The sequence below is a fragment of the Streptomyces sp. CNB091 genome, from assembly GCF_000377965.1.
The window spans coordinates 1-23,217 of record NZ_KB899015.1 but is presented as its reverse complement, the minus strand read 5'-3'; the positions used below and the strand labels follow the sequence as shown (position 1 = coordinate 23,217).

The following is a 23,217-nucleotide window of genomic DNA, read 5'->3' as shown; positions in this document are numbered from 1 at the left end:
CTCACGAGGTTCGGATTCAAGGGACGAGTCGAAGTTCCTGGTATAGGGATTCGGCCACTTGCCTGGCGAATGACTCGTCGATGTTGACGTATTTGACGTAGCTCTTGTGCTCAGGATTCGACTGCTCGGCGGGCGCTGTCTGAGGGTTGAGCGCGGTGAGTTGCGGCAGCAGCCCGCTGCGCAGCACGGCAGCGCGGGCGTGGAGATGTGGTAGCTGCATGCGTTTCGGGGCATACAGTTCCCGCCGCAGCGGGTTGTAGCGCAGCACCCAGCGTTTTGCGCGAGCGAGTTCGGCGTACACCACCGTGCGCTTGTCGGCGATGAAGCCGCTCATGCCGATCCAGTAGATATAGCGGTGGGTGTTGTAACGCTGGTATCGGTAGGCGCCGTGGAGAGGCGGCTCGCCGTGGCCTTCGATATCTGTCCAGAGGTCACTTCCTCCCTCGGACATTTTCTGCGGCTCGATGCCGCCAGGCCCCCGCTGTACGCCACGCTCGGCAAGCATTTCTTGGAAGCGGGGAAGACGCCGGGCGAGTTGATCCGCAGCACGGTCCTCGAAGGCGATGCCGAGTGCCTGGCAGAGAGCGCGGCAGTCCTCAGGATCCGCCAGTGTCACCATCCGCACCGACGGGCCGCCAGCCTGCCGAAATGGCGGAAGCGGCATCATGGACTGCGCGAGGGCGGCGATGTCGGAGCCAGGGTCCTCGTGCAGCCGTTCCAGCCGCTGCATGAGCCAGAGCGGCCTTTGCCCCACCAGGAGGGCGTGTCCTCCGGAATTGGGCATGGTGGTGAGGACCGGTGGTGTCACGCTCCAGGTCCGGGCCTCCCAGTCCACTTCGGCGTGACCGAGAACCTGCAGGTTGTACAGCGCGATGCGCCAATCCGGCGCGGAACTCTTCGGCTCGCCCTTCTCCAGCCACGCGTACGTGTCGCGGAAGGCATCGAGGCTCCCGGCACCGCGTTCGGAGCACCACAGGAGCAGCTCGTCATGCACGATTCATTTCCCTGACGTGTAGTCGGCCCAGTCTTGTGCACTGGCCACCGGGGCGGTGATGCCTCCCGAGGTCAGCCTGCGCCAGTCGGCTTGGCTGAGAAGATTCCAGCTCCCTGAAGGCGCGCCATGCGTGCCAGCTTGGATGACCGGGGCTCGCCGGACCCTGGCGTTCCGGGAACTGGTCACCTGAAGCACCCATAGAGCTTGGAAAGGCAGAGCATCGAGCAGCGGTTCGACGTCGATCGCGTGAGGTACGTGGTCCATGGTTGCGATCCAGGCCGGCACTTCGGGGACGAGCTGGGCAGCGAGGCGATTCCCGCCGAGGGCGTAGATTGAGCCGCCGATGCGCAGGAGACTCATCGAAGGAAGCGGGTCGCGATGGTAGCTCCCGAAGAACGAGCCGGATAAATGGCCGGGCGGCAGCCAAGGGGCACGCGCCGACGGACTTACCGTGTTCTGCATCCTGCTGGGGATGGTGGCCAGCTTGTCGCTGCTAGGAGGGAGCGCTAGCAGTGGCAGGGCAACGCTCTCCCGGTAGCGCTCGACCAGGGTGAAGACGAGCTTGCGGTTCCCGACCTCGATCTGGTGCTCGCCGACGGAGTGCACCAGATCCGCCAGCCGGATCGTGATCGTGTCCGTCGCGGCCGGGTAAACCGGCGGCAAAGGGACCCCGTTGATGGTGACAGTGCGAGGATGGTCACCGGGAGTCGCTGGCAGAACCAGGTCGGGTGCGTACCCGAGGAGGAAGGTCTGTCTGCGGCCATCGATGCGGAGGCCGCCGGACAGGCGAGCCAACTGCTGGTGCAGCGGGGCCAACGGGCCGACGACGCCGGGGACCGTCGCGGATCGGGTCGGTGTGTAGCCGCTGAACAATGTCCAGCCGGGCGGCACCTGAACCCTGCGGGGCTGGCGCACGGCGTCTGATCCACAGGCTTGCATCACCGCCTCGGCCTGTGCTGCGTAGGCATTCTTCACCAATACCCGATGCGGTACGCCGACTTCCGCTGTATTGACGGACGTCCACTTCCCGACCAGGTCGTTGGCCTGGAGAACGTAGAGGTCGCGAGCGGGGAGTATCAAGGTGGCGTCGTCGGCGGCCAGTTCAAGCGCCGCCCCCGGGGTGACCTTCTGGTCCGGAGGTGCGAGAGGTAGCCATTCTGCGCCTGAGGGAACCCTGATGACGTCGCCGTTCAGCCTGAGCGATTCGAGACGGAGGTGGGAGGGAACGCGGGCTGCGATGCCGTACGGGGAACCACCGGCTTCGGTTGTGAGAGAAAGAGGCACACACGGCAGGCCGGCAGCGTTTCTCGGGAGCCCGTCATAGTGGGTGAGTTCCTGCTGCAGGATGCTCGCCAAGATTGGTCGCAGCTGCGGCGATGCCAGAGCGCGCTGGATTCGCGGGCTCGGGCGATTGAGCCGCACCCACTCCTGAAACCGGGCGAGGAGTTCCGCTTCGGGGACGGAATCTCCCGGCTGCGCTCCGATCGTTGACAGGAACAGCCCTACCTGTACGCGGTCGGATCCGACCAGAACAGCTTGGGACAGGGACCAGCCGATGTTGACCTGGGTCGGATGGGGAATGGCGGAGGGCAGGCCGCGATGGCCCCGCTCATGCTCGATCAGCCACCACTTCAGGTGATCCCACAGAGTTGGGACGATCACGTCGTAGCCGTCCGGCATGCCTGAGCCTTCGTACAGGCCGAGCAGATCGCGGAGCGGGCCGTAGTAGGAGAACCTGCCGAGCATGGTGTCCTCGGAGCGGTTCATCCGGGAGGCGGCGAGCACCGTCGCCGCGAGCAGAGCGATGAACGGAGGAGTGCCAACGGCCCCTTTCCGTCGCCACTGGCGAGCGCGGGAGGCGACGCCGTCGAAGGGGTTGCGGCCGAAGACTACGCTCCTGATGGCGGCCCGGAAGTCGTCAGCGGCAGCCGGGGGAGCTACGGCGACCTTGGTCCGACTGGCCAGCAGGTCGGCCAGCAGGGCATCATCCACTGACAGGTACACAGGGGTTGCCGCTTCGCGGGTGGCGAAGAAGTGTTCCGCGAGCGTTCTGTTCCAACCGTCATAGTCCATGGGCAACCCCCTCATTTGCGTAGGAAGAAGTTAGCCCATCGGTGGGACATTGGTCGCTTTTCGAACACCCATTCGGATATTCTCCGCCGCTGGCGTCCGTGCAGCTGCCGGACTGCCTTGACAATCGAGGTTTTCTCCGGTGAGCTCCCTGTGTCAAGACTCTGAGCAGATCAACTTCGGGGAGTGCCTCCGTTGACCGCCGCACGATCGTCAGCCCGAACTCGGCCTATGGGGAAGGTGCTTTCCCTCTTCACCGGAGCGGGTGGCCTTGACGTAGGTCTGGAGCGGGCAGGGCTGGACACCGTCGCGTGCGTCGAACTCGACGCCGACGCCAGGTCTGTACTCGCGGCCAATCGGCCGGGATGGGCCCTGCCCGGCGATGGAGACGTCCATACGGCTGCCCAGCAACTCGTACCCCGGGCGCTGGGCATGAAGCCCGGCGAACTCGAACTCATCGCGGGGGGACCGCCGTGTCAGCCTTTCTCCAAGGCCGCGCAGTGGGCTTCGACGGCCCGTAGCGGCATGCAAGACGACCGGGCTAAATGTGTGCACGGGATGCTCGACCTGGTTGAGAGTTTTCTCCCGAAGGCATTGCTCATCGAGAACGTCGAAGGGTTCCTGCGAGGCAACGACAATGCCTCCGAGGTCATCGACGAGGGACTCGCGGGCATCAATGACCGGCATGGCACTTCCTACCGGCTGGTGGCCGAGGTTGTTGACGCGGCCGACTTCGGGGTGCCACAGCACCGGCGCCGGGCCATCGGCATCGCCTACCGGGACGGTGCGGAGGTCCACCTGCCGGAGGCCACCCACGCGGACAACCCGATGCGGGCCTGGGATGTGCTCTGGGATCTCGAAGAGAACGAGAAGCCGTCCGCCACAGGTCAGTGGGCGGCGTTGTTGCCTTCCATCCCCGAAGGCGGCAACTACCTGCATCTCACGGCCCGTGGTGACGGGGAGGAACTTTTCGGCTGGCGAACCCGGTATTGGTCGTTTCTGCTGAAGCTAGCCAAGGACCGGCCGTCCTGGACCTTGCCGGCGTCTCCCGGACCGAGCACTGGGCCGTTCCACTGGGACAATCGGCCCCTGTCCGTGCGGGAGCAGATGCGCTTGCAGACCTTCCCCGACGAATGGCGCATCGACCACCCGTTCCGCGCCGGCCGACGGATGGTGGGTAACGCGACCCCCCCGCTCCTTGCAGAGGTGTTGGGGCGGGCAATCGTGGGAGACCTTGAACTGGGCGAAGCTTCAGCCAGGACTCGCCTCTTGGAAGGAACGCCTTCTTTGTTGCCGGTGCGTCAACTGAGGGTCCCGCGCGCCGTCGCGCCCGTTCCAATACCTGAGGCGTACCAACCGCAGGTGGGCGCCAAGGAGGCCCATCCAGGCGAGGGGGTTGGACCTTCTCCAAGAAGGGTGGCGGCGAGGGGGTGATCTGCCCCTAATCTGTTGGTGGGTGAACCCGAGGTGGAGGTACCAGGGCTGCTGGTGGGGAGGGGCGCGAGGGCGGTCTCGATGAGTCTCACGCGAGCGGCGGTGTCGCCAGCGTTGGAGACGTGGATGTCCATCTTGGCGAGGACGAAGGCGCCGAAGCCGTTGTCCTGGACGTTGTGGGCGCTGCGGAGGGTTCCGACGTAGAAGCGCCGGCCGAGGGAGCGAAGGCCCTTGTCGTAGGCCATCCGGCGAGGTAAGACCCGCAGGCGGCTTTGGCGTAGAGCCGGTGTTCGACGGCGTTGGTGTCGCGGCGTGGTCGAGGAGGTCGGCGCTCAGGGTGAGGCAGCTGGTGGCCTGGTCCAGGAGCCTGGCTTCGCCCAGCTGATCGTCGAGTGCACGGATGAACGGCCCCTGGCTGCCATCGAGTGTTCCTCAGCCGAGATGTTTCTTCGGATGCTAGGTGCTCGCGCGAATCGGTGAGGGAGGCTTTGCCCGGCCACGTGGTTGATGCGCGGTAGCGTCGTCGGGAGAGCCCACCAGGGAAGGAACGATCACCGGATGCCGCACAGGACTGATGTCGCCGACAGGCGCGGCCTGATCCTCGACTTCGCCGGGGTGCTTACCGCCAGCCCGATCGATATCCACCGCGCCTGGTGCGTGTCGGAAGGGCTGGCTCCGGGCGCATGGCGCAGCACTCTCAACGATCACCCTGAGGGCCGGCGTCTGTACGAGGCTCTGGAGATCGGGGAGATCGGGCAGGCCGAGTGGAACGAGGGCACGGCCGCGCTGTTGGGTGCGCACGTGGATCCGGTGAACCTGATGGGGCGGGCCTGGGCCCGGGTGCCTGTGGCCCGTCGGATGGTCGCGCTCGCGCGTGCCGCGCGTGCCTCCGGCCACCGGCTTGCGCTGCTGTCCAACAGCTTCGGCCTCGACCCGTTCAACCCGTACGAACACGTCGGCATCTGGGACCTGTTCGACGTGCACGTCGTCTCCGAGCTGGTCCGCATGGCGAAGCCCGATCCGGCGATCTACGAACTCGCCCTGGAGCGGATCGGACTGCCTGCCGAGCGGTGCGTATTCGTGGACGATCACGCGGTGAACCTTCCGCCGGCCGCCGATCTGGGCATCGCCACGGTCCACGTCACGGACGAGGATGAGGCCGTGACAGAGCTGGAGGCCCTCCTTGGTGTCACGGCGGTGCTCGCCGCGTGAACCCAACTGCGCTCTGATCAAAGGCTGTCGGCTCCACCGCTCCAGCCAGTACTGTCCGTGTGGGGTCCATCACGCGGAGGTTCTGGAGCATGCAGTGGTCGGAGTACACCACCTCTGAGCGCTTGAAGGCGCTGCGCGGTGGCATGACACAGGAGCAATTGGCGGAGGCGGCCGGCGTGTCCGTCGGCGTGGTGCGCAAGCTCGAACGCGGAGGGACGGCTTCCCTGCCGTCCTTGCTGTCGATCGCCGACGCGCTCGGTACGGACATCGCCGTGCTCCTCGGGCAGCAGGCGCCACGGCGGTCCATGGACCGCGACGAGCGGGCTGCGTTGCGCCTGGTCTCCGCAGCCACTCATGACGCGGCCATCGGCATCCCCGCCGAGGTCGAGCCGGGCACCGTCGAAGAGCTCCGCGCAGTCGTCCGTCGTGCGGACGCCGCGTACTGGGGAGGCCGGTACACCGAGCTCGGCACTCTCCTTGGGAGGCTCCTTCCCGAGGCGCGGGCCAGGTTCGACACGGCCGGCCTCGATGAGCGGGAGGCCGCCGCCGGCGTCTTGGTCGACACCTTTCAGACGGCGGGCATGGCCGCCAACGTGCTCGGATCACGAGATCTGGCGTATGCGGCGCTGACGTACGGACGCCAGATCGCCGTGCAGGGCGGAGATGATCTCCGTGACGCGCACCTTGCCGCCACCACCGCGTGGGTCAACCTCCGCGACGGCCGGACCAAGCAGGGCTTCCTCCTTGCCGTAGCACAAGCCGACCGGATCGAGCCCAAGATGAGCGAGCACGACCCGGACCGGCTGAGTGTGTACGGGCAGCTTGTCACGAACGCCGCCGTCGCCGCGTCCCGGGGCGGTGCGAACTCGGCCAACGCCCGTGAATACCTCTCGCAGGCGCATGCCGTCGCTGCCCGAATCGGGGACGAGCATGCCCGTGGCGCGCACGCCCAGCCGTACGGACCGATGTACGCCGCAACGCAGGCCATGAGTATCGCCGTGGCCCTCGGCGATACGGCTGGAGCACTGCGGCTCATGGACACCGTTCGCCTGGACGACACGGTGCCCCTGGCCACTCGGGCCCGCTACGGCCTGGACGTAGCGCTCACCCAGGTCGAATGCCGTCGGTGGGAGGCCGCAGCCGACACCCTCCAGGCCGTCTGCGCGATGGCCCCGGGATGGGTGCGTCACCAGATGCTTCCCGGCGTCATCATCAGTCGACTCGCCGGGGTGTCCGTCAACCGACTGCGAGGACTGGCGAACTCCGCGGGCGTACCCCTCGGAGTGCGTTGACCTACGAGCCGAAGTACCACGGCCCGTAGTAGGTACGGACGCGCCATCAGCGCGACTGCTACGGGGCGTGGCACACCTTCGGGCGACCCTGCTTCCGCTGCCACGCGGCGTGGCGGTCCGACCGGATACGGAGTCTCTCCACTGCGACGGGCCGTGCCTGGGCCCCGACTCCGCAGCCCAGCAGCCTTGTGGGCATGCCGATCAACCCGCCCGGCGGCCTCGGGCACGTACCCGTCGCCGTCTACTCCTGCGCCACCACCTCCACCGCCCTCGGTGAGAGCGAGGAGCGTGGCCGCTACTACGCCGAGGCCCGGCACTGGCACGTCGCCGGCGTCTGGTCCGACCCCGCCCCGTCGCTGCCGCTCATGGAGCGGCCGGGCTGGCAGGCCGTCACGGCCGCCCTGTCCGCCGGAATGATCCGCGGTGTCGTCGTCAGCGGCCTGACGCATGTCGCCGCCGACGCCGCCCAGTTCGCGGCGCTCGGCGTTCTCCTCCGCGACCGGGGAGGGTTCCTCGCGGACGCGTCGAGCGGTACCCCGGCCCGTCGAACACCCGGCCAGGCCCGTCGCCGCCGTGACGTCGCGGACGCGGCCTCCGGCTGGTTCACGCAGACAGGCACGTACGAGGAGGACGGCTCGTGAGCGCCCGGCGCGCATGGGTCGGTGACCTCGTCCGGGACGGCGGCGGACGACGGGCGATCGTCACCGACGTCCGTGCCGGCGGCACCGTGTGGGTGCTGCGGCCGCCGACCGGCGGTGGCCCCCACTGGGAGACCGACGACCCCGACAGCCTCGAAATCCTCGCCCGCTCCGAAGCCAGGGATACGCCGTGAGCGACCGCGCTGGCTGCCGACCCTTCCGTCACGCCCGTGCACCACGCCTGAAAGGCGAAGTCCCCGTGTACGCGTTCGGCCTCTGCATCGACCAGCAGTACCTCGTCCCCGGCCTCGCCGCCCTCGCTGGCCTGGCCGACAGCCTCACCCCGGCCGCCCGCCGCGAAGCTGCCGTACGGGTGCTCACCCTCGACCTGACCCCGTCGCAGGCCCTCCTCCTCGCCGACCTCGCCAAGCGGGCCGGCGTCGGCTCCTTCGACCTCCGTCGATGCGCCCCTCTGCGCTCCTCGCGCATGGCAGACGCCTCGTACATCACCGTCACGACCTATCTGAGGTTCGAGTTCACGCCGAGCTTCGTCCGCCGTCCTTACCTGATCTACGTGGACGCCGACGTACTCGTACGCGGAGACGTGAGCGAGCCGCTCGGCTCCCTCGCGCCGGACGAGACGGGCGCCGTGCGGGACGAGTTCAACCCGACCGTCGGCGAGTGCCCGGCGCTGCCCGGAGCCGCCGAGCGCTGGCCCCACCTGCGCGGACGCCCGTACTTCAACGCCGGCGTGCTCTGGGCCCACACCGATCACATGTCCCGCATCCGCCGAGGCGTCGAGCAGGCCCTGATCCACGCCCGGCGCCACATCCTCCACAACGACCAGGACGCCCTGAACCTGTGGCTTCTGCGATCCGGCCGAGTGCGCCCGGTGTCCGGTGGTTTCAACCGGTTCGAGGTCGGCCGATTCCTGGAACGCGGGAACTGGGTGCGCCGGGTCGTCACACGGTCGCCGAAGCCCGATCCGGCTGCCGCCCTCGTGCACTTCGTCGGTCCCGAGAAGCCGTGGCAGGCCGACTGCCCCGTCACGGAGGAAGTCGTCGATTACCGGCGGCACCTGGAAAGGGCCATGCGTCACGTCCGGCGTCTGGGTGCCGTCGGCGTGGAACCGGCGGGTGGGCGGTGAGTGCGGGGGTACCGCCCGCTGTCTCGCGCGCTGCCCTCGCCCTGACCGGGGTACCGGCCCGCACCGCCCGCCGGCTGTCCGCACGTACGCGCACCGTCGTGTACCGGGCGGGCCTGGCCGACGGACGCGGTGTCGTGATCAAGCTGTACGCGGCGACCGCACGCCGCAACGCGATCACGGAGAGCGCTGCCATCCGGGCCGTGGCCGATCACGTCCCCGTACCGGCCCTCATCGGATACGGGCACGTTCCAGGCCACGAGGCGACCGCCCTCGTCACCGCCGACCTCGGCCCGCTCACCCTCGGCAGCGCCATGCGCTCCGGCCGGATCTCCGACGAGCGAGCTCTGAAAGACCTGGCCGGCCTGCTCGGCCGCCTACACCGGGCCCCCGTCCGGCCGTCGGCCCCGCGCCGGCCGCTCCACGAGCAGGTCACCTCACTGGGCCGCCGTTGCCCGCCCAGCAGCCTCGACCGCATCGCGCCCGCGCTGGCCGCCATCGCCGACGCCGTCCACACGGCGCCCGTGTGGTGCCACGGCGACCTACACGGCGACAACGTCGTGATCGCCGGCCCCCGAGCCATCCGCCACCTGATCGACTTCACCGACGCCGCGGCCGGTCCCCGCGAATCCGACGTCGCCCAGACCCTCGTCATGACCGGCGCCCTCTCGACTCTCCGGGCCGGCACGGTCACCGACGCCTACCCCCTTGCCCTCGATCGCCACCTGTTGGGCGCCTGGGTCATCCTCCACACCCTGCGCTCCTGGGCGCATTCCTCCCCAGGCGACGACCGCGCCTTGTGGGCCCGCCGCCTGGACGACCTCAGCCGACGGACCCCGCACTTCTTCCGTACGCGCCGCCCGGAAAGGACGCGCTGATGAGCACCCCCGCCCTGTCGGTAGTGATCCCGGCCTTTAACGAGGCCGCCTACCTGCCCCGCTACCTGCCCTCCGTCCTCGCCTCACTCACCCGCTGGGAGGAGATCACCGGCCGTACGGGAGAGGTGATCGTCGTTGACAACGCCAGCACCGACGCCACCGCCGACATGGCCTCCTCCTTCGGTGTCCGAGTCGTCACCGAGTCCGTCCACAACATCGGCCGGGTCCGCAACACAGGAGCGGCAGCCGCCCGCGGTGGCCGGCTCATCTTCACCGACGCGGACGTGGCTCTGCCCCTGGAGGCGGTCACCGCTGCTGCTGCCGCCATGGACGCCGGGGCCGTCGGCGGCGCCATCCCGCCGCTCTACACCCCGGAACGGCTCGGCGCCCGCCTGCTGTGCGCCTACTGGGACCACTACCGCACCCGGCGCGGCGGGGCCCAGGGCGTCAACCAGTTCTGCACCACCGACGCCTTCCACCACATCGGTGGGTACCGGGACGACCTGTTCATGAGCGAGGACGTGGAGTTCTTCGCCCGCCTCACCGCCCACGGCCAGGCCACCGACCGGCCCGCGACCATCCTCGACGAACTGCGCGTGCGCCCGTCGACCCGCCGCTACGACCAGTGGTCGAGCCTGCGGATGCTCTGGTGGCAGAACCCCGTGACCGCCCGCCTGCGCCTCCGGTCGCCCCGCATGTGGCGCCACTGGTACGAGACGACCGTGCGATGACGAAGGAGACTCCTGTGCAGCCCCAGCCCCAGCCCCAGCCCTTGGTCGACCTGCCAGTGCCGGACGGGCACGGCATCTACACCTTCCCCGACGACCTCCACCGCGCCCACCAGACGCACACCCAGCAGCTCGCCGCCCGCCACCGGAACGACGACCACCGCGTCCTAGAGGTGACCGCACCCCACGCCCGCGTCCCGTACTACATCGAGGCGCGCACCCCCGTCGGCCGCCCGGTCCTCGCCATCGAACCCCATCACGACGACTTCGCCCTCTCGGCCTCGGGCACCTTCCTCGCCCGCCCCCGACCGCTGACCGTGGCCACCGTCTTCACCCGGTCCCGGAGCGTGCACCCCGCCCTGGAGGTCACGTACGCCGACGTCGACACCGTGTCCGAGCTGCGCGACCGGGAGGGTACCGCCGCGCTCGCGCCGTTCGTCGCCCGCCGACACCTCCTCGGCCACAAGGACGCCGAGCCCCCGTACCGTCCCTACAACCCCCAGGTGCTCGACCAGATCACCGAGGAAGTCCGCCGGATCACCGCGGCCCACCCCGGCGCCGAACTCCTCGCCCCCGCCGCCGTCACCCGCCACCCCGACCACCTCCTCGTCCATGAGGCCGCCGTTCGCCTCGGCTGCACCTGGTTCTGGGAGGACCTAGCGTTCTGGTCGACGTACGCGCTCGTCGGCTGCGACCAGCACCTGTTCCGTACACGTACGGGGGCGACGATGCGGCCCGAGCTGGTCGACATCACCGACGCCGTTCTGGACAAGGTCACCGTCCTGCGGATGCACGGCTCGCAGATGCATCCAGCGCGGAAGATGTACCGGCCGATCCGGCACGCCTTCACCACGGCGGCCGACCTCGTCGACGGGCCCGGCCTCTATGCCGAACGCTTCTACCGAACGGAGGAGCCGACGTGCTGATCATCGCCCTGGAAGGTCCCTCCTACGCAGGCAAGTCCACGGCGATACGCCACCTCCGCCAGACCGCCCTCGGCTCGCGGGCGTTCGTCTCGGACTGCTACGTCAGGCACATCGCCCACCGCGACGACATCCCTCCGGCCCAGACCGACTCGGCGGCTGCCCAACTCGCCGCCTTCGAGAGGTTCATGGAGGTCGAGGCGACCCGCGTCGCCGAGGCCGCCGCGAGCGGCAGGCAGTTCGTCATCCTCGACCGGTCCGTGGACACCCTCCTCGCCCACGCGTACGCCCTGGACGCCCTGTTCGGGTACGGCGTCCACCACCAGCTCCGCGACCGGCTCAGGACGCTCCCGTTCCTGCGCCCGGACCACACCCTCTACCTCGACGTACCGGCGGAGACGCTCCACCTCCGCCGCAAGACCGCCGGCCACACCGCCGCCGAGTCCGAATACTTCCTCCACGAGCCGGGCTTCCTCCGCCATGCCCGCGACTACTTCGTCCACACACCCCGTCGGCCCGTGACGCGAGAGCTCACGGTCCTGGCCGCCGATGCGGGGCCGGACGATGTGGCCCAGGCCGTGGAAGCCCTCGTCACCTTCCTGGCGAGGTGAAAGAAGATGCCCACCGCCCTGTTCGCCTGGCGTCGCACCCCGCCCCCGTTCCTCATCGGCGGCGCCGAGGTCACCCAGCAGCTCCTCGCGGAGGAACTCGCCGCCGCCGGCTGGCACGTCACCTACCTCGGCTCACACGAGGCGCCCTGGGACGGAGTCACCCAGCTCACCGACATGTGCGCCCACCTCGACAGGCACTGCGTCGCGTACGACGAGGCGGACGGCACCCTGCGCTACCGGTGGAACGGGGTCGAGTGCGCGGCGTTCATGCAGAACAACGTGGAGCACGCGCTGGGCAGCCTGCTGGGAGACCTCAGCCCCGATGTCGTGTTCACCTCGCAGGAAGGCTCGGCGCAGCTCGCCGCGCAGGCCAGACCGACCGCGCTCGTCGCCGGCCTCCTGCACTCCGTTTCCGCCACTGGCCTGGAGGTCCTCGCCGGCCGACCCCACTACGGCCTCGCCGTGTCGGGTTTCGTCCAGGCACGCGCGCCCCACACGCCTGGCACCCGCCTCGCCGTGATGTACCCGCCGTTCGCGCTGCCCGGGGAGGGCTCGGGCGAGGCCCGCACCGCGTCCGTACTCATGGTCAACCCCATCCCCGCCAAGGGATCCGAGCTACTGCACCAGCTCATCCGTCTCATGCCAGAACAGCACTTCACCTTGGTCGAAGGCTGGTGGGACACGGCCGCCGGCTTCGCCGCTTACCCGAACGTGACGTACGTGCCCCGCGTGTACGACATGAGGCCTCTGTACCGCAGCCATCTCCTGCTGCTGGTCCCGTCTACCGTGGAAGATGCCTTCCCCCGCGTGATCGTCGAGGCCGCGCTCCACGGCGTCCCGAGCATCGGGGTCGACCGGGGCGGCATCCCCGAAGCCATCGGCGACGCCGGAATCGTCCTGCCGAGCACAGCCGGCCCCGAGACGTGGGCACGCGCGATCCGGGAGGCGGACCACGAGGCGCTGGGCATGAGGGCCCGGCGTCAGGCGGTCACGTTCACGCGACCGTGCCTGCCCGAGCTCCGGGAGCTGGGGATCTAGGCAGATCCGGTGAATGCCCGCTCCACCGCGTCGAGCCGCTCCGTCCACCAGTGAAGAAGCGCCTCGTCGGCGATGAACAGCTCATCGCAGGAGTGGTCGCCCCGGTCGTAGTGGAACTCGAGCTGCCAGAAGTCCGTCATCCGCTTCCACCACAGTCGTCGCGCGGCGTCGAGCAATGCGGCCGGTTCCAACGGGATCACCGACCGGTAGCCGGCCACGAACGCCGCCACCCGCTCCAGGTCGAACACGCCCTCCACCCCGAACTGCACCTGCGCCGTACGAACGACTTCTTCCGCGTACGGGCGGACTCCGAGCCGATCCCAGTCCAGGACGGCGACCACTCCGCCGTCCGCCCAGAGGAGGTTCCGGTACTGGAAGTCACCGTGCGTCCAGCCATGCGGGCCCGCAGGGATGTCTCCCTCGGGGCGCAGGTGGACGTGCTTGTCGAGGAGGATCTTGCGCTCTTCGAGGGCAGTCCCCGCGGCCCTGTCGAAAGCGTCGCCCGCACCCCGAGCCGACACGGCTCCGGCAAGCCGGTCAGCCTTCTGGACGGCTCGGCCGGCCTCGGTCACCTCAGCGGCGACCGAGGCTGGCACTGCGGGCATCCCGGCCTCATCGACAGCACGGCCGAGTGCCTTATGGAGTCCCGCGAGGTGTGTGCCGAGGTTGGACGTCTGCGTCAGCGACAGGTCAGTTCCGCGAACGTGTTCCCCGGCCGACCAGGAAAGGAGGCAGTAGACGCCACCGCGGACCTCGGCGATCACATCGCCGTGGACGGTGGGGAGTGGGGCACATGCGGGGACGCCGTACGAAGCCAGGACAGGAAGGACTGCGAGGTTGCGACGCAGCCGATCGAGCGGCACGTCCGTGACCCGCTTGAGGGCGAACCTCCCGGCCCGGGTGTCCAACCGCCAGTTCACGTTCATGAGGCCATCGGCCAGGTGCTGTCGGTCCAGCACTTCGCCGATGTCGTATGCCCGGATCAGCTCAGCAAGATCGTCTGTGGGGAGGTGCGTCCTGTCCGCCACGTTCGCGTCGGTCACCCTGGCGACGATACGGGAGTCGGCCGTGCAGACGCACAAGGATCACTGGTCTGTCTCGGTGGGACGCGCCCGTTCCCCGAGGGAACGAATCGGGTGTTCCCCGAGGGAACGCTTTCCCTGTTCCCTCGGGGAACACGAGGGTCGGTCAACGCCGCCGCACCTGCGGCTGCTGTACGGCGGTCGGTGTGGCCGCCGGCGTGTGGAACGGGGTGGCAGGGAGCCGTGTGGTGCTGCGGGATGTGGCTGCCTGGGCGAGGGGGCTGGGTGTGTGGCGTTGCCCGAGGCGGTGGATGCGCCAGGTCAGGGCGCGGGCGGGGCTGCGGGCGTCGTCGAGGGTGCGTTGGCCGAGGGCCTGATCAAGGATGGTGGCCGGGTTGTGGCCGGCCTTTTCCGCGTCTATGAGGACGGTGGCGAGGGCGTCCCAGGCCGAGTCTTGCAGGATGCGGTCGGCGTGCTCGGGGACGGCCTGCTGGAGGTGGCGGGCGTAGCGCTGCTTGGTCTGGATGCCGGGGGTGCGGCGGGCGAGGCCGTCCAGGACGGGAACGGCGACCTGGGTGTAGGCGGTCTGGAGGTGGACGAGGGACTGCTGGGCTGCCGCCTCCTGCTGGGCGTGCTGGTGGGTGCGGTGCCAATGCTTGGCGAAGGCCACGGCGATGAGGGCGGCGTCCAGCAACATCGCCAGCCCGGCCCCGTCGTGCGTCGCGGCAGGGGTGCGCAGGATCGTCTGGACGCTGCGGCGCAGGACGCGGGCGCTGTCGAGGTCGGCGGTGATGCGGGAACGGGTGTCGCGCTCGAAGAGGGCGGCGGCCCGTTCGAGCTCGCTCCTCGCGGCGGCTGGTGCGGCGAGGGGCAGCAGGTCGAGGGCTCCGCCGAGGGCGACGAGCTGGCCTTGAGCGATCTGGTCGTCTCCGTGGGTGAGGTGGTCGGGGATGCGTTCGGTGGCGGCAGTGGCCTGGTGCCAGGGGTCGGCCGGCCGGGCGGTGACCGGTTCAGGACTGGTGGCGGTGAGGCGGTGGCGGATCTTGGGCAGGGAGAGATCGCCGGCGAGGGTGGAGCCGGAGAACCACACCGGTTCGCCGTGCTTGTTGAGGTCGCCAGGCAGGGCGACGCTGTAGCCGAGGATGTCGCCGGACGGTCCGACCTTGGGCCGCACGTCTACGCCGGTCGCCTCCAGCACGGCGAAGAACTCGGCCTCGCTGGAAGCGGCGGCCACCGCTCGCCGTACGCGCATGCGCAGGATCTCGCGCGTGGTGGTGTCCTGGCCCTGGCGCTTGGCCTTGAAGTGCTCCTTACTGGTGGGGCGTTTGGCGGCGGTGCCGTCGCCCGGGTTGAGGCGGCGCAGGCCGAGGTCGACTTCGATCTTGCGGGCCTCGCGCTGGACGGCACGGATGTCGTGGTCGCGACGGGGGCGGCGGCCGTCCTGGCGTACGAGGGTCGCGGCGATGTGGATGTGGTCGTCGGCGTGGCGGACTGCCACCCAGCGGCAGGCTTCCTCGTCACCTTCGGGGGCGATGCCGGCGGCGGCCACGATCCGGCGGGCGATGTCCGCCCAGTCGGCGTCGGACAGGATCGGGTCCTCGGGCGCGGCCCGGACCGGGCAATGCCACACCGTGGTCGTCGGGGCCTTGTCGCCGAGCATCTTCACGGGCTGGTCGAGCTGCGCGGCGAGCTGGTCCTCGACCTGCTTCGGGTTGCGGCGGGGGCTGCGACCGGGGTCGGGTCCGAAGCCGTTCCAGGACGCGACCAGGTGCGGGTCGGCGTGCTCGTTGGCGCTGCCCGGTCCGTACAGGTAACCGATGAGGCGACGGGTGGCGCGAGCACCCTTGCCAAGGATGATCTTCGGAATCACGTGCTCACCGCCCTGAGGTCACCTGAGCGACGGCCACGTCCACATCAGCGATCGACGCTTCGACCCGGTCCAGCAGCTCTTGCACGAGGTCCAGTGCGGGCCACGCGCCGTCCTTGTTGAGGTGCCATGCGAGCTGGTTGAGATTGCCGCCGATCTTGCCGAGCTGCCCGTTGGCCGCCATCAGCGCCTTGACCATGGCCCGGTAGTCGGCCACCGCGGCGGTGGGATCATCCGCGCGGGCGGCGGCCAGCGAGGTCTCGGCGACATAGCCGCCGACTGGCATGCGGCTGAGGGCGGCGGCGTTCGCGAGGAGGGCGAACTCGTCGTCGCTGTAGCGGGGGTGGACGCGCTTCTCGCGCAGCGTGGATTCGCGAAGGCGGCGGCGCGGCGTGGGCGGCTGTGGGGCTTTTCCCCGAGTCGGCTCCCCCGGGCCAGCCACCTCCGGCGCCCCCTCGGCGCCGGACGCCTCCGCCTCCCCTGGGGCGGAGGACGGGTAAGGACTCCTTACCCGACAACTTGCTCCGTCGGAAGCAGCCCGTCCGAATGGCTGCCGCACACTTTCCGTCAGCACAGGCGGCTTCGTCAGCGGTGTCGGTTCCATACTGCGGTGAGGGTCGTGCGTCATGAGTGATGCTCCAGACGAAGGTGGGGCGGGCTCTTGGGAGTCCGTGAGTTGCGAGCGGTCACACGGCCCCGCCTATAGGGGTGATGAGCCAGCAGTGACCGGCTTGGCCGGGTGACCGGAACGGGTTCCGGTCACCCGGCAGGTTCCTGGTCAGCCGCTGACTGGACCGCTTTCGGCGGAGGCTGTGAGTTCGTTCCGGAGGACGTTCGTCACCTCGGTCAGCCGCTCGCTGGAAATCGGAAGGCCCTTGTCCTCAACTGCCTTCCGGACAATGGACCGGGTGGCTTTTCCCTGCTCAGCACAGGCAGCCCTGCCGATCTCCACGAGATCCCCGAGAGGGGCGCCGGGCGGACGGCCACCCCGGGCCTTGGTCTCCGCAACCTCCGCAGGAGGTTGCGGAGACCCAGCGGGCACGGCGACCGGTGGCTCGGTGAGCTCGCTGGGTTCTGCTGGCTCCGCTGGCATTCCGGCGGAGCGGAAGGGTGTGGTGACCGATGCCCTCAACACCTGCCCGGAACCTGCGGTCGGGTGCTGGTCCACGAGCTGGTGGATCTGCCGCATCAGTACGGCGAAGGCCACCATCGCGGCTGCCGGTGGAACCGCGGCCACCACGTAGTCGAGGAATGGAACGTCACCGGTATCGCGTGTGCCGCTGACCCCGGCAACGTTCAAGGCGATGGAGCCGGCCGAGCCGATGGCGGTCACGGCGATGGCCCATCGGTCGGTGACCCGCCGCAGGGCCGCGCGGAGCATGAGCAACTCGCCCGCGACGATGAAGGCGTCCAGGGTGGCGGGCCATGCCCAGCGGCGGACCGGTGAACCTCCCAGGCCATGCTGCCCGGCGACGTCGGCCAGGTGCGCGTAGGAAAGACAGAATGCTCCGGTGGTCAGGGCGACGATGACGATGCCGGCTGCGATGAGCGCGTAGCGCTCGGCTGCCCCCTGGGACGCTGCCGGCCGTCCATCGGCCGTCCGATTGCCCGGCTGGTCGTGGTGCAGGGGTGAGAGGGGAGAGGTGGACAAGCAGGTGCTCCTGGGGGTGGTGTGGTGCGTCTTTGGCGTCTTGGCCGTTGCAAGTGCAGGTCAGGGCGGTACGGCAGCGGCTCCGGCTCTCCGTCTCGGTGGTGCCGCCGGCGTCTTCAGCTCTGTCGAAGTACGGCGGAGGCGGTTCGCCGTGCCAGCACCCGGCTGGCGGGACAGGGGTGTCTGTCCCGAGTCGGGACAGCGCATTGCGTCTTCCGTCGCGCCGCCCATGGCTGTGACCTGCACCGATACGGCAAGGACGCACAAGACGGTGAAAGACGGATCTCGGCAGCGTCTTGGGCGGCCCCGCCGGTAGTCGTGATCGCGTTGCCGTCTTGCCCCCGGTCGCCGTCTCGCCTGCAGGCCGTTTGACCTGCGAGATCACGACAGGGACGGCAGGGACGGCAACCAGGGCGGTGGGCCTCAGCCCCTGTCGGGGGCGGGGTGGGTGTCGAGGGGGTGGACGGTGGGGCAGTACCGCCGCCAGCTGTCGAGGAACTTGTTGCGCGTGTAGCCCTTGCGCTGCGTTCCGTCGGCCATCCGGACGTTGCCCGGCCCCACACCGAAGCTCCGCAGCAGCCTGCCCAGCTCGCGGGCGTTCAGCCCGCCGCGTCCCCACTCCGCCCACGGGCCCTCGGGGTCCTGGCGCAGGTGATGGAGGAGTTCCTCGGTGGAGAGACTGTCCACTTCCCTCTGGGCGGCGAAGATCCGACGGATGTCGGCGAGGATCCGTGCGCCGCCGGGATTGTCCTCCTCGGCGACCACTTCGGCAGCAACCATCCGCGCGCACGCCACTCGGGCTCGGCGCGGCCAGGACCCCCCGGCCAGTTCGGCGACGATCACCAAGGGCTCCCAGGTGTCGGCTGCACGGTCCTCGACCGGCATGTCTGGCTCAAGGATCGCGGCCTCCTCCAGAAGCGGGCGGGCCCACGCGTCTATCCGGTCGCGCAGTTCGTGCAGGGCAGGAATGTCACGACGAGAGCGGAATGGCTTCACCCTCTCCCCTTCGGCCCGCCGACGCATCCGGATCACGACCGACCGGTCCATGATCGTGTCGGGCAGGTCGCCGATCCCCGCGATGGCCGCCATGGCGAAGGTGGCGAACTTGTGCGGCGTGTGGTCGTTACCGACGACCCGAGTCACGTAACGCCCACGCTGATGACCGGCGTTGAGCAGGCCACGCGTCTCCTCGTTCCGCTCCGCCTGCTTCGGCGTACCGAAGATGGTGTCCGCCTCGTCCACGAGAAGGGTCGGCGGCTCCTCCTCGGTGATCGAGCGGAAGATCGCCGCCGGCGTGGTGTTGATCGTCAGCATCGGCTCGTGGACCGTCTCGGTCAGCACGTCCAGGAGCCGCGACTTGCCGCACCGCTTCGCCGGCCCCACCACCGCCAGACGCGGCGCGTGCTGCCACGCGGGCTGCAGGTGCGTGGCCACCACCCACAGGGTGATTGCATCGAGCGCCTCCGCTGACGGCAGGATCACGAACTGGGCTATCTGGGCATGCAGTTCCTCCAGCAGCACGGAGCCCTGCGTCGGCTCAGCATCGGGCATGTCCTCCAGCCCGCTCGGAGCCTGCGCCTCGGCGGCGCTGTCGGCGGCCGAACCGGCGGTCAGGCGCGGATCGGTGTCCACGGGCTGAGCAGCGCCCAGGTGGGCACCCGGCCGGCCAGGGATGGCGGTCGTGGGCCAGCTCGCCTTGACGGGCTCGGAATAGTCCTTGGGGTTCTCGGGTTCCACTGGGCAGCTCCTCGTCTGGCGGTGGCGGGCTCGCCCGCCCTTTCCGCCGGGTCGGTTCTCATCGGATCGCTGGGGAGCTACGGGGCCTCCGGCGTTGCACCGCCGGGGGCTCTCCCCCTTCCTGCAGGCACTGAGGTACCGCGAGGGACCACGGACAGTACGGTCACACCCGGCCACAGTCCAGCGTTTCTGTGTCAGCTCAGCGCAGAACCGTCTGCTACGCTCCCGCCCTTTCATGCGGCCAGACCCAACAGGATCAGTAGATCCGCGGTCACGACCCGATAGGCGTTGCCCAGCCGCAGGACCTTGCACGGGTACGCCCCGCGCTTCGCCAGCTCATAGCCCTTGCTCCGCCCAAGCCCAAGGGCGCGGTTGCTGGTTTCGAGGTCAACGGCCACAGGTAGGGCCAGTAGGTCCTCACGGCTCATCCCCTTCGGAGACCCCGCCGTGGTGTTTTCGCGCATGCGCATTCCCTTTCGATACAGCCGTCGGCGAACGCGGGCATCACGTCCGGCTCCAGGCAGCCACCAATAAGAATCCACAAGCTAATGTGTCTTTATGACACAACGCGATGTAGATGATGAAGCGGACGACTTCCCGGAGTGGGTGGACCGGGTCCAGGCGAACGTGGCCGGCGAAGTCCGCCGCAGACGAAAGGAGATGGGGTGGAGCGCGCAGGAACTGGCCGACCGGTGCGAGCGGCTCGGGCACCCGATCCCACGCAACGTGATCGCCAACATGGAGTCCGGCCGCAGGGCCGGCCTGCCATTGGTGGATGTCCTGGTCCTGGCCGCTGCCCTGGAGACATACCCGGCCTGCCTGATCTTCCCGGTCGGCTACGTCGAACAGACCCAGGAGCTCCCCTTCGAGCACCTCGTGCCGACCTGGGACGCCCTGCGGCGCTTCACCGGCGAGCAGGAAGTACCGGGGCACGACGCCGGCCTCGTGCCCGACTTCGAAATTCACGCCAGCCTCGTGAGCACCGCCCTCGCTGCGCTCGACGAAGAAGAGCAGGCACGGTTCGCCGCCAAGACGGCAACCAGCCGCGCCCAGCAGGAAGAAGCCGAACGCAAGCGGACCGAGTACGCCGACCGGGCCGTGTCCGCGAAGTACAACCTTCGCTACCTCCGCCGAGACCTCCTCGACGACGGGGCCACGCCGCCGGATCTCCCACCCGCACTCCACGACGTCGACCCGCCCGAATGGGCCCCCGATACCACCACGGAGGAACGCCCTTGAAGGGATCAACCCACCGCCGCTGCTACTGCCGCGACGCCGAGACCGGCAAGCCGCTCGGCAAGAAGTGCCCCAAGCTCACCAGCCGCAAGCACGGCTCCTACTCCATACGCCAGGAGCTCCCACCCCGAGCCGATGGAATCCGCCGATCCTTCAGCCGTGCCGGCTACGAGAGCATCAAGGCTGCCCAAGTCGACCTCGACCACATACGGGCGCTTCTCGGCCTCGCCGACTCCGATGACTCCGAAGGTCTCGATCAGATCGCCGAGTTGCTGGAGAAGGTGGCAGACGAGAAGGCTCCGCTACCGGACATCGAGGCGACCCGTCGGCGCCTGAGCCACGGCCTGGACCTCACCAGCCGCCTCACGGTCGGCGAGTGGCTGGACATCTGGCTGGCGGGCAAGAAGGGGCGACAGAGTGCAATCAGCCGCGACGAGAGCAATATTCGCGTCCACCTTCAGCCGCGCATCGGGCACGTACGGCTCGACCGCCTTCGGGTCACTCACCTCTCGGAGATGTTCGAGGCCATAGCCGAGGCCAACGTCGAGATCGCCGAGGGGAACGCCGCACGACGCAAGGCGTACGAGGATCTCGCACAGATTGCCTGGAAGGGGCGCGAGCCCCGCGCCCGCCGTAAGGCGATGAAAGCGGCCATCGCCGAGATGGATCCCTACGGCCGCATTGTCGGTCCGGCGACGCGGCAACGTGTTCGCTCCACGCTGCGGGCAGCGCTGAACGCGGCGATCGCCCAGCAGCTGATCACCTTCAACCCGGCCGCCCACGTCGAGCTGGAGGCCGGCAGGCGCCCCAAGGCGCTTGTGTGGACTGAGGAGCGCATCCTCCATTGGAAGCGCACCGGAGAGAAGCCCTCGCCGGTGATGGTCTGGACGCCGGAACACACCGGGCTCTTCCTCGACCATGTAGCCGAGGACCGCCTGTACGCGCTGTTTCACCTGGTCGCTTTCCGCGGACTTCGGCGAGGCGAGGCGTGCGGTCAGAGGTGGACCGACACGAACCTGGACGCCGGGCTCCTCACGGTCGCCAAGCAACTCGTGGTGAACGGCTGGGAGGTGTACGAGGACGATCCGAAGACGGACGCCGGAGCGCGCACCATCGCCCTCGACTCCGACACGGTCCAGGCCCTGACACGGCACCGTGCCCAGCAGGACAAGGATCGCAAGGAGTGGGAGAGCGCCTGGGTGGAGACCGGAAGGGTCTTCACCCGTGAGAACGGAGAACTGCTCCACCCTGCCAACGTCACGCGGCGGTTCATCGAACTGCACGAGGAACTCGGTCTACCGCCGATCCGGCTCCACGACCTCCGTCACGGTGCCGCCACCCTGGCTCACGCGGCCGGTGCCGGCCTGAAGGACATCCAGGAGATGCTCGGCCACTCCTCGATCACCATCACGTCGGACACGTACACGAGTCTGCTTCCCGAGGCGGATCTGGCGATCGCGGAGGCTGCGGCCCGGCTCGTGCCGCGAGCGCGCACGACCCCCGAGAACACCGCTCCCGAAGCGCAGGCCAAGCCCGACAATACGGAGTCTGCCGACGCGGAATCCGTGCCGGATGGTGCTGATCCGTTGGGGAAAATTCGGGAGATCAACTCCCCGTCCGCGCACGCACCGCTCACGCAAACGGCCCCGGACGAGAAGTCCGAGGCCGAGTAAGGCCCTCCCTGGGGGAGAAACCCCAGGTCAGAGCGGTAACGCGTTGTGCCCCCGGCAGGATTCGAACCTGCGACACCCGCTTTAGGAGAGCGGTGCTCTATCCCCTGAGCTACGAAGGCGGGGGCTTGGAGAAAACCTTGTCGAAAATCCAGTGAATGGATCTTCAGCAAGAGCACCAAGCCCTCTGGTCAGACGTGGTGTGGACCTTGCTGAGCAGCAACGCTGCCCGACATGAGCTACGCCAACGACCGACCAGTGAACAGGGTAGCGGATGGCGATCCACAAGGGGTGCCACGCCTCTTTTCCGGCTTGCACGATGGGCTCTGACCAGCATGTTTGTTGCGATCGACGGGGATGGTGGCCCAGCCCAGGCAGGGGTGCAGGACCGTTCTGTCCCCTGGAGTGATCTTTCACCCGATGTCGCTCCGGTGCGACGGAGTACGGACCTTCCCGGTTCATGTGCCGACGAGCCCGCGCATCCGCCGACCCGTACACGTGAACCAGGACCGGATCGGCTGTGCCGGAGGGTGGCGACCGACTGGGATGCACAGCGTGTCCACTACCTTTACCACCCAGCGCTCAGCACGCGCGGACCCAACCGACGAGGCTCCGGTTGCCACGCGGCGTCAGCATGTGCGGTACGCGGCGGCCGTCGGTGCCGCGGTGGCCCTGGTGCTGTATGGCCTGCGGGGGGCGTATCGGATTTCCTTCGCCACCGGTCTGCTGCGCGGGCCTGGTTCCGCCGAGGTCCTTGACGTGACGCCCGGCCGAGTTCCGGTCGGCTGAGGGCGCTGATGCTCCTATTGGCTGTCAAGCGCCGGTGAGCCAGTCGCGGTAGGTGTTGGCGAGGTGGTCGTCACGGCGGATTCCTCGTTCGAGGGTGGAGATCGTGGCGGGCCAGACGCCGAAGTGGCGGGCCGCTGTGGTGAGGGTGATGTTCTTCGACTGTCGCAGGGGGCGCAGGTCGGCGATGTCTGGGATGGTGACCGTGGTGGTCAGGCAGCGGAACATCTCCCGGGCGATGGCCCGTTTCAGCAGCCGGATGGTCTCCTTCTTGGTGCGGCCGGCG

22 protein-coding genes and 1 tRNA gene are annotated in these 23,217 nt (G+C 68.9%); 13 read left to right on the top strand and 10 right to left on the bottom strand.

All coding sequences use genetic code 11. From position 1 onward, the window contains the following. Positions 1 to 16: 16 nt before the first annotated feature. On the bottom strand, positions 17 to 994 hold the full coding sequence (locus D581_RS0133600; RefSeq protein WP_018961507.1) for a hypothetical protein: 978 nt from the start codon (positions 992 to 994) through the stop codon (positions 17 to 19). A 3-nt stretch (positions 995 to 997) separates the two neighbouring features. Continuing rightward, positions 998 to 3,067, bottom strand: a complete 2,070-nt coding sequence (locus D581_RS0133595) for a hypothetical protein (protein WP_018961506.1) — start codon at positions 3,065 to 3,067, stop codon at positions 998 to 1,000. A 237-nt stretch (positions 3,068 to 3,304) separates the two neighbouring features. Here D581_RS0133595 and D581_RS0133590 point away from each other — a divergent pair, with 237 nt between their 5' ends. The 11 genes from D581_RS0133590 (at position 3,305) to D581_RS0133535 (ending at position 12,962) form a co-directional block, all read left to right on the top strand. Further along, positions 3,305 to 4,498 (top strand): DNA cytosine methyltransferase, encoded by a 1,194-nt coding sequence (locus tag D581_RS0133590; RefSeq protein ID WP_158688656.1) that lies wholly within the window; start codon positions 3,305 to 3,307, stop codon positions 4,496 to 4,498. A 558-nt stretch (positions 4,499 to 5,056) separates the two neighbouring features. Next, positions 5,057 to 5,710 (top strand): HAD family hydrolase, encoded by a 654-nt coding sequence (locus tag D581_RS0133580; RefSeq protein ID WP_018961503.1) that lies wholly within the window; start codon positions 5,057 to 5,059, stop codon positions 5,708 to 5,710. An 89-nt stretch (positions 5,711 to 5,799) separates the two neighbouring features. Then, a complete protein-coding gene (locus D581_RS0133575) occupies positions 5,800 to 7,002 on the top strand; it encodes a helix-turn-helix domain-containing protein (protein WP_018961502.1) in 1,203 nt (400 codons plus the stop codon). Positions 7,003 to 7,196: 194 nt separating this feature from the next. Continuing rightward, positions 7,197 to 7,643, top strand: coding sequence for a recombinase family protein (locus D581_RS0133570; protein ID WP_018961501.1), 447 nt, complete (start codon positions 7,197 to 7,199; stop codon positions 7,641 to 7,643). Further along, positions 7,640 to 7,834 (top strand): hypothetical protein, encoded by a 195-nt coding sequence (locus D581_RS0133565; RefSeq protein ID WP_018961500.1) that lies wholly within the window; start codon positions 7,640 to 7,642, stop codon positions 7,832 to 7,834. The genes D581_RS0133570 and D581_RS0133565 overlap by 4 nt, the downstream gene beginning before the upstream one ends. 65 nt (positions 7,835 to 7,899) lie before the next feature. Then, complete coding sequence (locus D581_RS0133560) at positions 7,900 to 8,787, top strand: glycosyltransferase (RefSeq protein WP_018961499.1); 888 nt, start codon at positions 7,900 to 7,902, stop codon at positions 8,785 to 8,787. Next, positions 8,784 to 9,662, top strand: coding sequence for an aminoglycoside phosphotransferase family protein (locus D581_RS0133555; protein WP_018961498.1), 879 nt, complete (start codon positions 8,784 to 8,786; stop codon positions 9,660 to 9,662). The genes D581_RS0133560 and D581_RS0133555 overlap by 4 nt, the downstream gene beginning before the upstream one ends. Next, entirely contained in the window at positions 9,662 to 10,393 is a 732-nt protein-coding gene (locus D581_RS0133550) for a glycosyltransferase (protein WP_018961497.1), read from the top strand. Before D581_RS0133555 ends, D581_RS0133550 begins: the two co-directional genes overlap by 1 nt. Then, positions 10,390 to 11,316 (top strand): PIG-L deacetylase family protein, encoded by a 927-nt coding sequence (locus D581_RS0133545; protein ID WP_486585911.1) that lies wholly within the window; start codon positions 10,390 to 10,392, stop codon positions 11,314 to 11,316. The genes D581_RS0133550 and D581_RS0133545 overlap by 4 nt, the downstream gene beginning before the upstream one ends. Beyond that, positions 11,310 to 11,924 carry an AAA family ATPase gene (locus D581_RS0133540; protein WP_018961495.1) on the top strand — a complete coding sequence of 205 codons (615 nt, stop codon included), beginning with the start codon at positions 11,310 to 11,312 and terminating at the stop codon, positions 11,922 to 11,924. Before D581_RS0133545 ends, D581_RS0133540 begins: the two co-directional genes overlap by 7 nt. A 6-nt stretch (positions 11,925 to 11,930) precedes the next feature. Further along, positions 11,931 to 12,962 (top strand): glycosyltransferase, encoded by a 1,032-nt coding sequence (locus D581_RS0133535; RefSeq protein WP_018961494.1) that lies wholly within the window; start codon positions 11,931 to 11,933, stop codon positions 12,960 to 12,962. Here the strand turns inward: D581_RS0133535 and D581_RS0133530 are convergent. The 6 genes from D581_RS0133530 to D581_RS0133505 form a co-directional block, all read right to left on the bottom strand. Continuing rightward, the gene (locus D581_RS0133530) at positions 12,959 to 14,044 is read right to left on the bottom strand and encodes a phosphotransferase (RefSeq protein WP_018961493.1); all 1,086 of its coding nucleotides are present in this window, start codon (positions 14,042 to 14,044) and stop codon (positions 12,959 to 12,961) included. The two genes, D581_RS0133535 and D581_RS0133530, sit on opposite strands and share 4 nt — an antisense overlap. A gap of 106 nt (positions 14,045 to 14,150) precedes the next feature. After that, the gene (locus D581_RS0133525) at positions 14,151 to 15,854 is read right to left on the bottom strand and encodes a relaxase/mobilization nuclease domain-containing protein (protein ID WP_018961492.1); all 1,704 of its coding nucleotides are present in this window, start codon (positions 15,852 to 15,854) and stop codon (positions 14,151 to 14,153) included. A 4-nt stretch (positions 15,855 to 15,858) separates the two neighbouring features. Next, on the bottom strand, positions 15,859 to 16,293 hold the full coding sequence (locus D581_RS01000000138100; protein WP_018961491.1) for a plasmid mobilization protein: 435 nt from the start codon (positions 16,291 to 16,293) through the stop codon (positions 15,859 to 15,861). 336 nt (positions 16,294 to 16,629) lie between these two features. Further along, complete coding sequence (locus D581_RS0133515; protein WP_018961490.1) at positions 16,630 to 17,502, bottom strand: DUF2637 domain-containing protein; 873 nt, start codon at positions 17,500 to 17,502, stop codon at positions 16,630 to 16,632. A gap of 423 nt (positions 17,503 to 17,925) precedes the next feature. Continuing rightward, positions 17,926 to 19,239, bottom strand: a complete 1,314-nt coding sequence (locus D581_RS0133510; protein ID WP_018961489.1) for a DUF3631 domain-containing protein — start codon at positions 19,237 to 19,239, stop codon at positions 17,926 to 17,928. Positions 19,240 to 19,472: 233 nt separating this feature from the next. After that, on the bottom strand, positions 19,473 to 19,703 hold the full coding sequence (locus D581_RS0133505) for a hypothetical protein (RefSeq protein WP_018961488.1): 231 nt from the start codon (positions 19,701 to 19,703) through the stop codon (positions 19,473 to 19,475). 94 nt (positions 19,704 to 19,797) lie between these two features. Between D581_RS0133505 and D581_RS0133500 the strand changes: the two genes are divergently transcribed. Both D581_RS0133500 and D581_RS0133495 read left to right on the top strand, forming a co-directional pair. After that, a complete protein-coding gene (locus tag D581_RS0133500; RefSeq protein ID WP_032753485.1) occupies positions 19,798 to 20,478 on the top strand; it encodes a helix-turn-helix domain-containing protein in 681 nt (226 codons plus the stop codon). Further along, positions 20,475 to 22,148, top strand: a complete 1,674-nt coding sequence (locus D581_RS0133495; RefSeq protein ID WP_018961486.1) for a site-specific integrase — start codon at positions 20,475 to 20,477, stop codon at positions 22,146 to 22,148. Before D581_RS0133500 ends, D581_RS0133495 begins: the two co-directional genes overlap by 4 nt. A 46-nt stretch (positions 22,149 to 22,194) precedes the next feature. On the opposite strand, the gene D581_RS0133490 is transcribed toward D581_RS0133495, so the two are convergent. Together D581_RS0133490 and D581_RS0133480 are read right to left on the bottom strand one after the other, a co-directional pair. Continuing rightward, positions 22,195 to 22,267: transfer RNA gene (locus D581_RS0133490), tRNA-Arg, on the bottom strand. Between the two features lie 691 nt (positions 22,268 to 22,958). After that, the coding region (locus tag D581_RS0133480) for a hypothetical protein (protein WP_486585910.1) at positions 22,959 to 23,217 on the bottom strand (259 nt) is incomplete at its 5' end.

Excerpts from the sequence above, each read along its gene's own strand:
- D581_RS0133500 (WP_032753485.1), top strand. The coding sequence starts at position 19,798 with ATGACACAACGCGATGTAGATGATGAAGCGGACGACTTCCCGGAGTGG.
- D581_RS0133545 (WP_486585911.1), top strand. The coding sequence starts at position 10,390 with ATGACGAAGGAGACTCCTGTGCAGCCCCAGCCCCAGCCCCAGCCCTTG.
- D581_RS0133505 (WP_018961488.1), bottom strand. The coding sequence starts at position 19,703 with ATGCGCGAAAACACCACGGCGGGGTCTCCGAAGGGGATGAGCCGTGAG.
- D581_RS0133550 (WP_018961497.1), top strand. The coding sequence starts at position 9,662 with ATGAGCACCCCCGCCCTGTCGGTAGTGATCCCGGCCTTTAACGAGGCC.
- D581_RS0133595 (WP_018961506.1), bottom strand. The coding sequence starts at position 3,067 with ATGGACTATGACGGTTGGAACAGAACGCTCGCGGAACACTTCTTCGCC.
- D581_RS0133570 (WP_018961501.1), top strand. The coding sequence starts at position 7,197 with ATGCCGATCAACCCGCCCGGCGGCCTCGGGCACGTACCCGTCGCCGTC.
- D581_RS0133580 (WP_018961503.1), top strand. The coding sequence starts at position 5,057 with ATGCCGCACAGGACTGATGTCGCCGACAGGCGCGGCCTGATCCTCGAC.
- D581_RS0133575 (WP_018961502.1), top strand. The coding sequence starts at position 5,800 with ATGCAGTGGTCGGAGTACACCACCTCTGAGCGCTTGAAGGCGCTGCGC.
- D581_RS0133535 (WP_018961494.1), top strand. The coding sequence starts at position 11,931 with ATGCCCACCGCCCTGTTCGCCTGGCGTCGCACCCCGCCCCCGTTCCTC.